This window comes from Streptomyces sp. NPDC003036 (assembly GCF_040611175.1).
Taxonomy (GTDB): domain Bacteria; phylum Actinomycetota; class Actinomycetes; order Streptomycetales; family Streptomycetaceae; genus Streptomyces.
In genome coordinates, this window is record NZ_JBEXNO010000006.1 from 1 (window position 1) to 12,069 (window position 12,069).

Here is a 12,069-nt window from a genome sequence, read left to right on the forward strand (position 1 = left end):
CGGACGGGCCGGACCTACGGGTCCGGCCCTTCCGTCGTCGTGTGGCGGCGACCCCCAGCCCGGCGTAGCGTCGGGGACGAGAGCCGGACCGCAAGGGAGGCCGACGATGATGCGTAACGTCATCGGCAGTGCGCTCGCTCTCGTCGGAGCGGCGGCCGCCGTCTGGAGCCCCTTCCGTGCCTGGTACGACGGCCGTCTCGGACGCGACTACCGCGTCGCCGACCTCTTCACCGGCATCACCGGCACCCGGTCGGACCTGTGGATGTCGATCCTGCTGCCGCTCGCCGTCGGCGCGCTGGTCGCGCTCGTCGGAATCGTGACGCGCTCGCGGGCGCTGGTCGGGCTGGCCGGGTTGGTCGTGCTGGGCTTCACCGTGCTGTGGATGGTGCGGCAGGCGCAGGTCGCGGACGGGCTGGCCTTCGACGACCCGGGCAGCGCGGGAGTGGGCTGGGGCGTGGTCATCGCCCTGGTCGGCGGGGCGCTGCTGCTGCTCGGCGCCGCGGTGATGCGCGGCCGCCCGCGCCGCCGCAAGCACCGTGAGCCGTACGTCGAGGGCCCGCCCCGGGACGACGGGTACGTCGAGCCCGGCCCCGAGCGGCCGGGGCCTCCGTACCGGGGCTAGAAAGTGTCGTCAAAGTAGCGTCCGCCGGCCGGACGGGACTCCGACGACACGATCTAAGGAGCGCTCCGTCCCGTCGCCGTGCCCTTCACCGCGTCCAGCGCGTACACGCAGCGGTCCTTGCTGCACGCGTAGACGACGCCGCCGCGCGCCACCAGCGAGCCGGTGATCTCGCCGCCCGTCGTGAGCTTCCAGCGCAGCTGGCCGCCGCTCGCGTCCAGGGTGTACAGGACGTGGTCCGCCGAGCCGAAGTGGAGGCGGCCGTCGGCGACGACCGGGCTGCCGATGACGCTGCCGCCCGCCGCGAAGCGCCACTTCGGGGTGCCGGTGACCGCGTCGAGCGTGTACACGGCGCTCCCGCTGCCGACGTGGATGTTGCCGTCCGCGACGAGGACGGGCTCGGTCGACGGGCGGGACTCGGTGGCGATGCGCCAGCGGTCCTTGCCGGTCGTGGCGTCGAGGGCGTACACCGTGCCGAGGTAGTCGGCGAGGTACACGCCGCCGCCCGTGACCGCCGGGCCGGGGGCGAAGGCGGGCGGCGAGAGGAAGACCGCCGGGGCCTCGAAGTGCCAGCGCACGTGGCCGGACATGATGTCGACGCTGAGCACCCGCGTGCCGGCGGCGACGTAGACGTACCCGTCCTCCGCCGGGGTGACGCGCACCGGCACGCCGCCGCAGGAGGCGGCGTCGCCGATGGGGTACGACCAGCGCTCGGTGCCCGTGCGGGCGTCGAGCGCGCGCAGGCGGGCGTCCTGCCAGACGTAGACGGTGTCGCCGTGGAGGACCGGGCCGCCCTCGGGCGTCTCGAAGTCGGTCTGCGCGCCGGTGATCTCCCACAGCTTGGTGCCGTTGGAGGCCTCCCAGCCCTGGACGCCGCCGCCGCGCGTGGCGGTGACGACCGTGCCGCGGTCGACCTTGAGGGCGTACACCCAGGCGTCGGTCATCAGGCGCCACCGCTCGCTGCCGTCGAGGGCGTCGAGCGCGTACAGGGACGGCCCGTCGGAGGCGTGGATACGGCCCGAGGCCACGGCCATGGACCAGGCCACGTCCCGCGTCTTGAACTGGCGGCGGCCGCTGGCCACGTCCAGGGCGTGCACCTCGAAGGAGGTGACGTAGAGCAGGTCGCCGTCGACGACGGGCGTGCCCCACACATCGTTCGACATGCGGAAACGCCAGGGGCGCCAGTGGCCGGGCCCGGCGTTCTCGGGCGCGGGCGGCGCGGCCTGCGGGGGTGGGGCCGACGGGAGCGGCGGGCCGCTGGGCGGGGCGGGCTCGGCGCCGTTCGACAGGCCGCCGGGCGGGCGGACCCAGCCGGTGGTCGCGGGTCCGGCGGTCCCCGCCGCGGCGAGCGCGGTACGCGTGTCGGAGACCCGCGGGCCGGGGCCGATGGGGACCCGGGCGCCCGGGAGCCGCACGCCCGCCCGGTCCGGCACGGGCGCGGGTGCCGGCGGTGCCATCTGGCCCGTACGGGGATCGACGGCGCCGCCGCTGCGGCCGTCGGCGCCGTCGGCGCGCCAGGCCGCGTCCCAGTCCCGGCCGGGCGCGGGGGCCTGCGCGGGCGGCGCCGACGGGGCCGGGGGCGCGGGAGCCGGAGCCGGAGCCGGAGGCGGCGGGGTGCTCGGGCGGCCGCCCCGGCGGGCCTCGATCATCGCGGTCGCCCGGGCCGGCAGCCACGCCGACGCCGTACCGCTGTCGTCGCTGCCGGAGCCGAAGAGGTGCGGCGCCAGCTGGGCCTGGAGGTCCGCGGGCGTGGGCCGCAGCGCGGCCTCCGTCTGCATGCAGGACTCGATGAGCGGGCGCAGCTCGTCCGGCAGCCCCTCCAGGTCCGGGCCCTCGCGCAGCAGCATGAAGACCGTCTCGACCGGGTTCGCCCCGTGGTACGGCGCGTGCCCGGTCGCCGCGAAGACCAGCGTGGAGCCGAGCGAGAAGACGTCGCTCGCGCCCGTCACACTGCGCGAGTCCTTCGCCTGCTCGGGTGACATGTAGGCGGGCGTGCCCACGGCGACGTTGGTCATCGTCAGCCGGGTGTTGGAGACGCCGGACGCGATGCCGAAGTCGATGACGCGCGGCCCGTCCTCCACGACGAGCACGTTGGACGGCTTGAGGTCGCGGTGGACGAGTCCGGCGCCGTGGATGGACTGGAGGGCCTCGGCGATACCGGCCGCCAGCCAGCGCACGGCCGGGGCGGGCAGGGGGCCGCACTCGTTCACTATCTCTTCGAGGGAGGGAGCGGGGACGTACGCCGTGGCCAGCCACGGCACCGCCGCCCTCGGGTCGGCGTCCACCACGGCCGCCGTGTAGAAGCCGGACACCGCCCGCGCGGCCTCCACCTCCCGCGTGAAGCGGACGCGGAACAGCTGGTCCTCGGCGAGCTCGGTCCGTACGGTCTTGATCGCCACGCGCCGCCCCGACGCCGACCGCGCCAGATAGACCAGGCCCATGCCGCCGGCACCGAGCCGGCCGAGCACCTCGAAGGGACCGATCCGCCTCGGGTCGTGCTGCGTGAGCTGCTCCACTTGCCTGCCACCTCCCCGTAGGGGCCATCAAGGTACGGCCCCGTCGCCCCTGATTCTTCCTGTCCGAGGCGGTGGTTGCGAACCCGGGGGCGGATCGGGGTGTCTCACCTCGATCCGGACACAGCGGTGAGGTCGGTGGGGAGGCCGGCGGGCGGCCGGCGGTTACGCCGCCCTGGGTTCGGCGAGCACGGCGAAGACCGCTCCCTGGTTGTCGGCGAGGACCGCGATCCTGCCGTACGGGGTGTCGAACGGCTGCTCGGTGACGCGGCCCCCGAGCCGCTGCGCGGCCGCGGCCGTGCCGTCGCAGTCCTCGACCGCGAAGTAGACGAGGAAGTGGGCGGGCATCTCGGCCGGGAAGGCGTCGGTGATCACGCTGCGCCCGCCGATGGCGTTCTCGTCGCTCGCCTGCGTACCGGCGGGCGACCAGACGCGGAAGTCGATCGAGGCGTCGTCGAGGTCGCGCACCTGGAAGCCGAAGACGGTCTCGTAGAAGGAGTCGACGGGGTCCTTCTGGCGGGTGTAGACCTCGGTCCAGCAGAAGGAGTTCGGCTCGCCCTGCTTCTCGAAGCCGTTGTGCTCCCCGGCCTCCCACAGGCCGAAGACGGCGCCGCCGGGGTCGACGGCGAGCGCCATGGTCCCGTACGTGCCGACGGGCACGGGGTTCGTCACCATCCGGCCGCCCGCCTCCAGGATGCGGCGGCTGGTGGCCGTGGCGTCGGGGGTGGCGAAGTAGACGCCCCAGACGGTGGGCATCCGGCCGTCCCGCTTGGGCGCGAGGCCCGCGACGCGCTGTCCGTCACTGTAGGCGTTGGTGTAGTCACCGTGAGCCTCGTCGCCGCCGTCGAACGTCCAGCCGAAGAGATCGCCGTAGAAGCGCTTGCCCGCTGCGAGGTCGGGGAGCAGCACGTCCACCCAGCACGGCGTGCCCTCTGTGAATGCGGCCATGGAGCTGATCCCTTTCCTCGTCGGGCCCCAGAGTCAAGTTAACGGCGCGCCGCCGGTACCGCTCGCTTGTCCACGAAAGTTTTCCACAGCCTGTTGATAATCCTACTTGGCTGGAAACTGCCCTTCGGGTGGACCTGGAGGGCCTGAGCGCGCCCCGGGCGCATCCCGAGCCGCCCGCCGCGGAGAATCCCTGTACACAGGCCCATATGGGCCCTCCGTAACCGCCCGTGGGCGCCCGCGGCACATGCGTCACGGGTCCCCGGAGAGGCCCGCACCCCATTTGCAGTCGGCCGAATAGCGCCCTGATCCCCCCTCGGTAAGCTGACGGCATGACAGGACAAGTACGCACCGTCGACGGCCGTGTGGCCGGCCGACGCGGCCAGGCGACGCGGCAGAAGCTGCTCGACTGCCTCAGCGAGATGCTCCGCTCCTCGCCGTACCGGGACGTCAAAGTCATCGACGTGGCCCGGAAGGCGGGCACGTCCCCCGCGACCTTCTATCAGTACTTCCCCGACGTCGAGGGCGCCGTCCTCGAGATCGCGGAGGAGATGACCAAGGAGGGCGGGGCCCTCTCCGACCTCGCCTCCGGCCGCACCTGGGTCGGCAAGGCGGGATGGCAGTCGTCGGAGGAACTGGTCGAGGGGTTCCTCGACTTCTGGCGCAAGAACGACGCGCTGCTGCGGGTGGTGGACCTCGGCGCCGCGGAGGGCGACAAGCGGTTCTACAAGCTCCGCATGAAGATCCTCGGCTCGGTCACCAGCTCCCTCACCGACGCGGTCAAGGAGCTCCAGTCCAAGGGCCGGGTCGACAAGGACGTCAACCCCGCGGCGATCGCCGGAGCCCTGGTCGCCATGCTGGCGGCGGTCGCCTCGCACCAGAAGGCGTTCCAGACCTGGGGCGTCAAGCAGAACGAACTCAAGCCAAACCTGGCGCTGTTGGTGCACCTCGGCGTCACCGGCAAGAAGCCCACCAAGTAACCCGCGCTCTCCCCCACCGGTCCGACGCGCCGCCTGCCGCCGCCTGCCGCCTGTCCTGTCGCGCGCGGCCGCCGATGATGTCCTCATGACGGACTTCCACGAAACCCTCCGCTCCCTGCGCGTATGGGACACGGACCTGCCCGCCTTCGACCCGGACAGCGCGCCCGAGGCGCCGCTGCCGCTGTTCCGCGCGTGGTTCACGGCCGCGGCGGACGCCGGGCAGACCGAGCCGCACACGATGTCGCTGGCCACCGTCGACGCCGACGGGCGCCCCGACGTACGGACGGTGATGCTGCACGACGCGGACGAGCGCGGCTGGCACTTCGCCTCGCACGCCACCAGCGCCAAGGGCCGCCAGCTGGCCGCCGCCCCGCACGCCGCCGTCACCTTCTACTGGCCGGTCCAGGGCCGCCAGGTCCGGGTCCGCGGCCGCGTGACCCCCGCGCCCGCCGAGGAGGCGCACGCCGACCTGCACGCCCGTACGACGGGGGCGTTGGCGGCTGCTTTGGTGGGCCGCCAGAGCGAGGTCCTGGACTCCCTGACCACCCTGACGGAGGCGAGCGAAGCGGCCTGGGCACGGGCGGAGGCGGAGCCGGACGCGGATGTGAAGACCTGGACGCTGTACGTGCTGGCCCCCGATGAGGTCGAGTTCTTCCAGGGCGACGCCCGTCGCCGCCACGTACGGCTCCGCTACCGGCGGCGGACCACGGCGCAAGAGGCGACCGCGTGGGAGCGGGAACTGCTCTGGCCGTAGGTTGCGTCCCGCGCCGCGCAACCCCACGGCACTCCCCGACGTCGACATGTATGACCGCACACGACCAAGGGGGATACGCATGGCCGTCACGCTGGGCGAGGAGATCGCGCTGCTGTCACTGGACGACGAGTCGGGTGCCACGAAGGAACGGTCAACCGCCGCCTGGGCGGTCGCGGGCGGCATCCTGCTGGAGCTGGCCATGGCGGGGCGCGTCACCGTGACCGGCGGGCGACTGGCCGTGGCCGACGCCACGCCGACGGGCGACGCGCTGGTCGACGGGCGCCTGCGGCTGCTCACGGAGTGGACGCGGCACAACCGCGGGCGCAAGGCCACCGACTGGCTGGCCAAGGACCAGTCGAAGGCGACGCAGGCGACGGTGGAGAGCCTGTGCGAGCGCGGCCTCGTGGTCGAGGAGCGGCACCGGGCGTTCGGGCTCTTCCCGGTACGGCGCTACCCGGAGGCCGACGGCTCGGTGGAGCGCGAGCTGCGCGAGCGCCTCGCGTCCGTGGTCCTGGAGGGCGCGCAGCCGGACGACCGCACCAGCGGCCTCGTCGCCCTGCTCCACGCGGCGCGCCTGCACCGCCTGGCCTTCCCCGAGCTGCCGCGCAAGCAGGTCGAGGCCCGCATGGCGGAGATCGCCGAGGGCCAGTGGGCGGGCGACGGCGTCCGCGAGGCCATCCGGAACATGCAGGCGGCGCTGGTGGCCATCACCGTGGTCACCGCCGCCACCGCCGCACTCTGACGTCAGGCCGTCGCCGCCCCCGCGACGAACGTCAGGCGTCCGGCTTGCGCGCCTCGATCAGGAAGCGGGACGAGTGCGCGACGAACGGCCCCTCCGCCTCGATGCGTTCGTGCAGCTCGCGCAGCTTGTCGCGGTACGCCTCGACGGTGAAGCCGGGGACCATCCAGATGACCTTGCGCAGGAAGTAGACGACGGCGCCGATGTCGTGGAACTCGGTGCGCAGCCGTTCGCTGCGCAGGTCCACGATCGCCAGGCCGGCGGCGCGGGCGTCCGCGCTCTCGTCGTCGGGGTGGCGGCCCCGGCGGATCTCCTCGGGCTGGGGGCCCAGGAAGAACTCGACCAGTTCGAAGACGCTCGCGGGCCCGACGTGCTGGGCGACGTACGAGCCGCCGGGCCGCAGCACCCGCGCGATCTCGGTCCACCACACGGTCGCCGGGTGGCGGCTCGTGACCAGGTCGAACGCCTCGTCGGCGAAGGGCAGCGGCGGCTCGTCCGGGTCGGCGACGACGACCACGCCCCGCGGGTGGAGCAGCTGCGTCGCCTTGATGACGTTGGGCGGCCACGACTCGGTGGCGGCCATCGTGGGCGGGAACCTCACCGCCCCGGCGAGGACCTCGCCGCCCCCGGTCTGGATGTCCAGCGCGGCGGCCACGCGGGGGTCGGCGAGCCGCTCGCTCATCAGCCGCTGGTACCCCCAGGAGGGGCGCTCCTCGGTGGCCCGGCCGTCCAGCCAGGAGAAGTCCCAGCCCTCCACCGATACGGCGTCGGCCTCGGCCACCAGGTCGTCGAAAGTGCGTGACATGCACACCATTCTTCGACCCGGCGGCCGAGGCCGCGACCCTTTATCGCGGTCGGCGACCGCGGTCGGCTATCGCCGTCGGATCAGGGGTTCAGCACCAGCTTCGACGTGTCGTTCCGGTGGTTCGGGTCGAAGGGCAGGGGCTGGGTGCCGTACGGGGGCTTCAGGGCCACCGTGCCCGCGGAGCCGGCGATGACGGTGTCGATCCGCAGCTCGAAGGGGAACGTCACGGTCTGGTTCTCGGCCACCCACATGGGCAGGTCGCACACATAGCGCGGGGCGCCGGCGGGCCCGCCCTCGTACCAGCTGCCGTCGAGGGTGCGGGGCTGGCAGTTCTCCGGTACGGACGTGACGGTGGCGCCCTGGGGGACGGTGAGGTCGACCAGGCCGACCGGGTCACCGGAGCCGAGGTTCGCGATCCACGCCGGGCCGCGGTTGCGGAAGGTCAGCGCCGCCTTGACGGTCTCGCCCGCCGCGCCGCTCACCTTGGCGCCGCGCACGGCGAAGTCGGCGGTGTTGACGGCCCGCACCTCGACGACCGCGCCGTTGTCCTCGGGCGCCAGGTCCTCGGCGCCGCCGCGTGCCGAGACGTTCAGGTCGACGCGCTCGTTGAGGGCGTACGAGGCCACGGTGGCGCGCAGCGGCTCGGGCAGCGTGAAGGAGCCGCCGGGCGCGAGGACGTCGTCGAACGCGCAGTCCACCCGGGTGACGGGCTTGACGGGGCCGCCCTCGCCGACCGGAGTGCTGGTGCACCGGGGGTCGACCGTGCCGAGGTCGAGGCCGCGGGTCACGTAGAAGGTGGCCTGGAGGCCGTTGGCGGGCTGGTTGCCGTTGTTGACGACGGAGAACGGCACGGGCACGGTGCTGCCCGGCTGGACGCCCTCGACCGGAGCGGGCCGCTCCACGACGAGGTCGGGCCCGGCGCCCACCTTGACGGTGGTCTCGTACCCCTCGGGCGCCGTGAGCTGCCCGCCCTCCATCGTGGTGGCAGCGGTGGCGCTGTAGGTGATGCGGCCACTGGCCCCGGCGGCCGCGTCGGCGGCGGCCCGGATCTGGAGGGGCACCGAGGTGATGCCGGTCAGCGGCACCTCCGGCACGCTGCACACGGCGGTGGTGCCGGAGGGCGCGCAGTTCTCGGGCCAGACGACGTCGGCGACCCCGGTGAGTCCGGAGACGTCGACGGTGAGGCGGCCGTCGGTCACCTGGAAGCCGCTGTGGTCGTGGTAGAGCCCGAGCCCGAGGGTGCGGGTCGCGGGCTCCTGCCCGGGGCCGGCCGCCGTGGGCACCACGGCCTCGTACGGTGCCACGATCCACAGCTGGTCGCTGTCGGCGAGCGCCGGCGTGGCCATCCCCACCGTGACCAGCCCGGCCGCGGCCACGCCCGCGGCGCCGAGGCGCACGGTGCGGCCGCGGACTCGTCCGGCGGAAGGCGTCGGCGTTGTCATGTGACTCCCTGCGGTGTTCGGCGGATCCGCTCGCCGGATCCGCTCCTGCTGCGATCCGTCGAGTGGATCACCGCAGTACTGGACCACCGAGACCGCCGAACAGTTGTACGCATCAGCCCTGCTTCCGAGTTGACGTTCCATCACCGGCGTCACGCGACGGCGAGGACCTTACGGCGCCGGATCACCAGCGACATCAGGGCCGCCGCCGCGCACAGGGCTCCCGAGGCGTACCAGACCACGTCGTACGAGCCGAAGACGTCGCGCGCCGCGCCGCCCGCGAAGGCCACCACGGCCGCGCCGACCTGGTGGGAGGCGAGCACCCAGCCGAAGACGATGGCGCTGTCGTCGCCGTAGTGCTCGCGGCACAGGGCGATCGTCGGCGGCACGGTGGCCACCCAGTCCAGGCCGTAGAAGACGATGAAGAACACCATCGGCGGGTGCACGGACGGCGCCAGCAGCATCGGCAGGAACAGCAGCGAGACACCGCGCAGCGCGTAGTACACCGCCAGCAGCCGCCGCGCCTCGAAGCGGTCGGTGAACCAGCCGGAGGCGATGGTGCCGACGACGTCGAAGACGCCGATCACCGCGAGCAGCGAGGCGGCGGCCGTGATGGGCATGCCGTGGTCGTGCGCGGCCGGGACGAAGTGCGTCTTCATCAGGCCGTTCGTCGAGGCACCGCAGATCGCGAAGGTGCCGGCGAGCAGCCAGAACGGGCCGGTGCGGGCGGCCGAGAAGAGGACCGTGACCGCGCGGCGCGCCGCCCCCGGCACGGGCGCGGGCTTGGCCACGAACTCCGCTGACCCGTACGGCGCGAGGCCCACGTCCGCCGGGTGGTCGCGCAGCAGCAGCCAGACGAAGGGGACGACGGCGAGCGCGGACAGCGCGACCGTGATCGAGGCCGGGCGCCAGCCCTCGTGCTCCACCAGCCAGGACAGCAGCGGCAGGAAGACCAGTTGCCCGGAGGCGCCGGCAGCGGTGAGGACGCCGGTGACCAGGCCGCGCCGGGCCACGAACCACCGGTTGGTCACGGTCGCGGCGAAGGCGAGCGCCATGGAGCCGCTGCCGAGGCCGACGAGGACGCCCCAGAACAGCACGAGTTGCCATGCCGCCGTCATCCACACCGTGAGCAGCGAGCCGGCCGCGATGACGCTCAGCGCGACGGCCACGACGCGCCGGATGCCGAACCGGTCCATCAGCGCGGCCGCGAACGGCGCCGTCAGGCCGTACAGCGCGAGGTTGACCGAGACGGCGAAGCCGATCGTGCCGCGCGACCAGTCGAACTCCCGGTGCAGCGGCTCGATCAGCAGGCCGGGCAGCGACATGAAGGCGGCCGCGCCGATGATCGTCACGAAGGTGACGGCGGCGACGAACCACGCGCGGTGGAAGCGGGGCGGGCGGGGGCGGGCGGCAGGGGCCTCGGCCCGGCCAACGTGTTCGGGAGTTGTCTGGGTCACGTCACCCACTGTGCCGGGCGGCCCCACGACCGGCCACTGGCCCGAATGACAGCTTTCGCTACGATCGGGCCATGGCCTCTCCGCAGCGGCACCGCGTCGTCGTCCTCGCCCTCGACGGCCTCCTCCCCTTCGAACTGGGCATTCCCCACCGCATCTTCGGTCTCGCCCGCACCCCCCAGGGCCGCCGCCTGTACGAGACACTCACGTGCGGAGTCACCCGGGACCCGGTCCGCACCGACGCCGACTTCGCCATCTCCGTCGAGCACGGCCCGGAGGCGCTCGCCACCGCCGACACGGTCGTCATCCCCGCCTCGTACGAACTGGGCCCGGTCTACGAGGAGGGCAGGCTCACCGGTGAACTGGCCGCGGCGCTCGCCCACATCCGGCCCGGCACCCGCCTCGTCGCCATCTGCACCGGCGGGTACGTGCTCGCCGCCGCCGGGCTCCTCGACGGGCGGCCGGCCACCACCCACTGGGCGTCCGCCGACCACTTCCAGGAGCTCTTCCCCGCCGTCAGGGTCGACGCGGACGTGCTCTTCATCGACGACGGCGACGTCCTGACCTCCGCCGGGGTCGCCGCCGGCATCGACCTGTGCCTGCACATCGTGCGCCGTGACCACGGCTCGGCCGTCGCCAACGACGTCGCGCGCCGTACCGTCGTACCGCCGCACCGCGACGGGGGCCAGGCGCAGTACGTGCAGCGCCCGATCCCCGAACCGGCGCAGCGCCACACGACGGCCGCCGCCCGCGCGTGGGCGCTGGCCCACCTCCACGAGCCGGTCCAGCTGCGCGACCTCGCCGAGCGGGAGTCGATGAGCGTACGCACCTTCACGCGCCGCTTCCGCGAGGAGGTCGGCGTCAGCCCGGGCCAGTGGCTCACCCAGCAGCGCGTCGAACGCGCCCGCCACCTGCTGGAGTCGACCGACCTCTCCGTCGACCAGGTGGCCGTGGACGCCGGGTTCGGCACCGCCCAGTCGATGCGCCAGCACCTCCAGGCCGCGCTCGGCGTCCCGCCGACGGTCTACCGGCGTACGTTCCGGACGGGGCACGCCACGGTGTGAGGGAGGGGTGGCGGCGCACTCATGCGCGCCCCGAGCACGGCACGGCGGCCGCCACCGCAGCGATCCGCGCTCGCCGAGGACCAGGACACGGGTGTCCTCACGTCCTCGGCGTCCCCTCGCCGCGTATCGCTGCTCCCAGAGTGATCAGACGGCCACGCGCCGTCAACGGCTATTCGAGGGGTGTGCCGTCAGGGACCTGGGCGTGACGGCGCACGACGGCTCGTACGCACCCGGTTCACGCGCCCCGCGGGTCACGACGGGTGCGCCCCGGTCCACTTCGCACCAGATGCGCTTACCGGCCCCCTCGGCCTGCCAGCCCCAGCGGTCGGCGAGGCCGTCCACCAGCTCCAGACCCCGCCCGTTGGTGTCGTCGCCGCCCGCGCGGCGCTGCCTCGGCGGGCAGGAGCTGCGGTCGGCGACCTCCACCCGCACCGTCCCGGCCTCGGCGGAGCCGGCTCCGAAGAGCATGCGCAGCACGGCCGGACAGCCGGTGTGCACGACGGCGTTGGTCACGAGCTCCGAGATGAGCAGCACCAGCGTCTCGGCCAGCGGCTCGTCCTCCCCTATCCCGGAACCGGCGAGCCGGGACCGCGCCCATCTCCGGGCGCGTCCCACCTCGGCGGGATCGGGTCCGATCTCCAACTGAACCTGAAGCACCTGCACCGCTCACACCATCCGAACCGGCGGACACATCGCCTCGCGTCTCACAGCGACCACAGCCGAAACAGCCGTCACTGAACGTGATTTCCCTGTGGGA

Annotated in this window: 11 protein-coding genes; 5 read left to right on the forward strand and 6 right to left on the reverse strand. The window is 73.5% G+C overall.

The genetic code is table 11. The features are described 5' to 3' along the window. The first annotated feature begins 106 nt into the window (after positions 1 to 106). The gene (locus tag ABZX67_RS06075; RefSeq protein WP_355355277.1) at positions 107 to 622 is read left to right on the forward strand and encodes a hypothetical protein; all 516 of its coding nucleotides are present in this window, start codon (positions 107 to 109) and stop codon (positions 620 to 622) included. 53 nt (positions 623 to 675) lie between these two features. Here ABZX67_RS06075 and ABZX67_RS06080 read toward each other — a convergent pair whose 3' ends face one another. Continuing rightward, a complete protein-coding gene (locus ABZX67_RS06080; RefSeq protein ID WP_355355280.1) occupies positions 676 to 3,135 on the reverse strand; it encodes a PQQ-binding-like beta-propeller repeat protein in 2,460 nt (819 codons plus the stop codon). A 162-nt stretch (positions 3,136 to 3,297) separates the two neighbouring features. Further along, the gene (locus ABZX67_RS06085; RefSeq protein ID WP_355355283.1) at positions 3,298 to 4,080 is read right to left on the reverse strand and encodes a VOC family protein; all 783 of its coding nucleotides are present in this window, start codon (positions 4,078 to 4,080) and stop codon (positions 3,298 to 3,300) included. Positions 4,081 to 4,409: 329 nt separating this feature from the next. Here ABZX67_RS06085 and ABZX67_RS06090 point away from each other — a divergent pair, with 329 nt between their 5' ends. From ABZX67_RS06090 to ABZX67_RS06100, 3 genes are all read left to right on the forward strand, one after another. Next, on the forward strand, positions 4,410 to 5,057 hold the full coding sequence (locus tag ABZX67_RS06090; protein ID WP_355355286.1) for a TetR family transcriptional regulator: 648 nt from the start codon (positions 4,410 to 4,412) through the stop codon (positions 5,055 to 5,057). A gap of 85 nt (positions 5,058 to 5,142) precedes the next feature. Next, complete coding sequence (locus ABZX67_RS06095; protein WP_355355289.1) at positions 5,143 to 5,811, forward strand: pyridoxal 5'-phosphate synthase; 669 nt, start codon at positions 5,143 to 5,145, stop codon at positions 5,809 to 5,811. A 79-nt stretch (positions 5,812 to 5,890) separates the two neighbouring features. Then, a complete protein-coding gene (locus ABZX67_RS06100) occupies positions 5,891 to 6,553 on the forward strand; it encodes a GPP34 family phosphoprotein (RefSeq protein ID WP_355355292.1) in 663 nt (220 codons plus the stop codon). 31 nt (positions 6,554 to 6,584) lie between these two features. Here the strand turns inward: ABZX67_RS06100 and ABZX67_RS06105 are convergent, their stop codons facing one another. From ABZX67_RS06105 to ABZX67_RS06115, 3 genes are all read right to left on the reverse strand, one after another. Beyond that, positions 6,585 to 7,355 carry a class I SAM-dependent methyltransferase gene (locus ABZX67_RS06105; RefSeq protein WP_355355295.1) on the reverse strand — a complete coding sequence of 257 codons (771 nt, stop codon included), beginning with the start codon at positions 7,353 to 7,355 and terminating at the stop codon, positions 6,585 to 6,587. Positions 7,356 to 7,435: 80 nt separating this feature from the next. Then, positions 7,436 to 8,797, reverse strand: coding sequence for a hypothetical protein (locus ABZX67_RS06110; protein WP_355355298.1), 1,362 nt, complete (start codon positions 8,795 to 8,797; stop codon positions 7,436 to 7,438). Between the two features lie 149 nt (positions 8,798 to 8,946). Next, a complete protein-coding gene (locus tag ABZX67_RS06115) occupies positions 8,947 to 10,251 on the reverse strand; it encodes an MFS transporter (protein ID WP_355355301.1) in 1,305 nt (434 codons plus the stop codon). Positions 10,252 to 10,322: 71 nt separating this feature from the next. On the opposite strand from ABZX67_RS06115, the gene ABZX67_RS06120 reads away from it, so the two are divergent. Continuing rightward, entirely contained in the window at positions 10,323 to 11,312 is a 990-nt protein-coding gene (locus tag ABZX67_RS06120; protein WP_355355304.1) for a helix-turn-helix domain-containing protein, read from the forward strand. A 162-nt stretch (positions 11,313 to 11,474) separates the two neighbouring features. On the opposite strand, the gene ABZX67_RS06125 is transcribed toward ABZX67_RS06120, so the two are convergent. Continuing rightward, entirely contained in the window at positions 11,475 to 11,975 is a 501-nt protein-coding gene (locus tag ABZX67_RS06125) for an ATP-binding protein (RefSeq protein WP_355355307.1), read from the reverse strand. Positions 11,976 to 12,069 lie beyond the last annotated feature (94 nt).